This window comes from Kurthia sibirica (assembly GCF_003143975.1).
Classification (GTDB): domain Bacteria; phylum Bacillota; class Bacilli; order Bacillales_A; family Planococcaceae; genus Kurthia; species Kurthia sibirica.
Genome location: NZ_QFVR01000052.1, coordinates 1 through 1921, shown reverse-complemented (window position 1 = coordinate 1921; position 1921 = coordinate 1). Strand labels below are relative to the sequence as shown.

Below are 1921 nucleotides of genomic sequence, written 5' to 3'. Positions count from 1 at the left end.
ATTCTTGGCGAATGGACAAAACCTATATGAAAGGGAAAGGGAAGTGGTGTTATTTATACCGTGCAATCGATTCTTCCGGACTGACTTTAGGTAGATCGTTACGAAAAAAACGTGATAGTCGGGCAGCTTACGCATTTTTAAACGCTTAATCAAATATTTTGGGAATCCTAGGGTACTTGGTGATGGACAAAGCTCCTTCATTAACGTGCGCCTTTAATCAACTTAAAACAGAAGGATACTTTGATTCAACGACACATCAAACCAATAAATATCTGAATAATATCATTGAACAAGATCATCAGTCAATCAAGAAAAGACACACGCTATATCAGTCCATAAGGACTGCCTCATCCACGATTAAGGGAATTGAAGTGATATATGCCTTATACAAGTCTAGCCGAAAAGAATTCAAAATTTTGGTTTTTTCAGTGACACGAGAAATAAATCAACTACTCGGAGTTTCCACTTAAAGGGCGAGATCTAATAACAAATCGTTTGTTATTTTAAAGAGTGATTTTATGGCAACAACTTTTGGTGAATGCATTGATGAAATAGCACGTGGCGAATTTGAAATTAGATTAACTATTCCACCTGTTAGAAAAATGACTCCAGCTGAAGAAGAACGTTATCACAGAGAGGCTAAGCGAATCAATCAAATGCTAATAAATTCTGAAGATTATAAAGAACAACAAAAAGAACTGTCAGTGTGGGCTAAACAACTAGAAAAAGATCGAGCAGCTGGTATTGGTGTGGTTGATATGAAAGCTATTGAAGCGAAATATTACGCTGATAAAGCCGAGAGAGAAGCAAATAATAGTTAATTTAAGCGTTTGAATATACTTTTAAAAAGACTTTTTTACAAAAGAGCGACCCCTTTCACTACAATCTATAACGATGGAATTATCTGTAATTACACTGATTTATCTCTTTTTATAGAGAAATCAAAAAACGATTTAATTGTATAGTAATCGAACTCCGCTGTATAATAATTGTAAGGAAGCAACATGAAAGTGAGGTTTTTTTATGGCAACGACTTTTAGTGAACGTGTCAAAGAAATATTTAATGACGAATTTGAAATTAAATTAAATATTCCGCCGAAAAGAAAAATTACACAGGCTGAAAGAAAAGAGTATCAAGCAGCTCAAAAAAGTGTGAACGCTATGTTACGAGAGTCTGAAAGTTATAAAGAACATCAAAAAGAACTGTCAGTGTTGGCTGAACAACTGAAAAAAGATTGTACAACTGGTATTGGTGCTGTTGATATGGATGCCTTAAAAGTTAAATATCTGGCCGATAAAGCGTTACGAGAGAATATAAAAATGTAAATAAAAAAACAATGGATACTTATTTTTTAAGTGGAACTGACCTAAATTAATGAGACAAATAAAAACACCTTTCGTTGAAAAACGGGTATTAAACCTAGTAAATCAACGTGGAGGTGTTTTTTCTATGGGGACAAAAGTAAGCTATCCAGCGGAAGTGCTAAAAAAGTACAAGGAATTGGAAAGGAAGTGGTTGGACAAGCATTTGTAGAATTAGTAGAGACACTTAGAGGCCAAATTTCTGTACGAAGAATCTGTGAATTAATGGGTGTAGCAAGAGCCACTTATTATCGTTGGAAAAAACAGAAAGGTACATAAACGACAAAAGAAAAACGAGATCGAGATGTTGGTGAAACATGTGCAGCGCATAAATACCGATATGGTTATCGTAAAATCGCCAGTTTCTTTCCTAATTTATCCGAGAAAACGGTTCAAAAAATCATGCAAAAATATAATTGGTCATGTCGTGTAAAAGTAAAGAAACGTAAGCGTACTGGGCAACCAACGAGTGTCGCACCCAATCATTTAGAACGTGATTTCCACGCTACTGAGCCACTTCAAAAGCTCGTAACAGATATTACTTACTTGCCTTTTGGTC

3 protein-coding genes and 1 pseudogene are annotated in these 1921 nt (G+C 35.1%); all 4 read left to right on the top strand.

What is annotated here, in order from left to right; translation table 11 throughout:
* The first annotated feature begins 11 nt into the window (after positions 1-11).
* Positions 12-470, top strand: a pseudogene (locus DEX24_RS16725) (DDE-type integrase/transposase/recombinase).
* 48 nt (positions 471-518) lie between these two features.
* Positions 519-821, top strand: a complete 303-nt coding sequence (locus tag DEX24_RS16720; RefSeq protein WP_109307505.1) for a hypothetical protein — start codon at positions 519-521, stop codon at positions 819-821.
* A gap of 202 nt (positions 822-1023) precedes the next feature.
* Positions 1024-1326, top strand: coding sequence for a hypothetical protein (locus DEX24_RS16715; protein ID WP_109307504.1), 303 nt, complete (start codon positions 1024-1026; stop codon positions 1324-1326).
* Positions 1327-1512: 186 nt separating this feature from the next.
* The gene (locus DEX24_RS17935; RefSeq protein WP_170112991.1) at positions 1513-1641 is read left to right on the top strand and encodes a transposase; all 129 of its coding nucleotides are present in this window, start codon (positions 1513-1515) and stop codon (positions 1639-1641) included.
* Positions 1642-1921: the final 280 nt, after the last annotated feature.

What these genes read in the sequence shown, in the direction of transcription:
- DEX24_RS16720 (WP_109307505.1), top strand. Translation starts at nt 519, where the DNA reads ATGGCAACAACTTTTGGTGAATGCATTGATGAAATAGCACGTGGCGAA.
- DEX24_RS16715 (WP_109307504.1), top strand. Translation starts at nt 1,024, where the DNA reads ATGGCAACGACTTTTAGTGAACGTGTCAAAGAAATATTTAATGACGAA.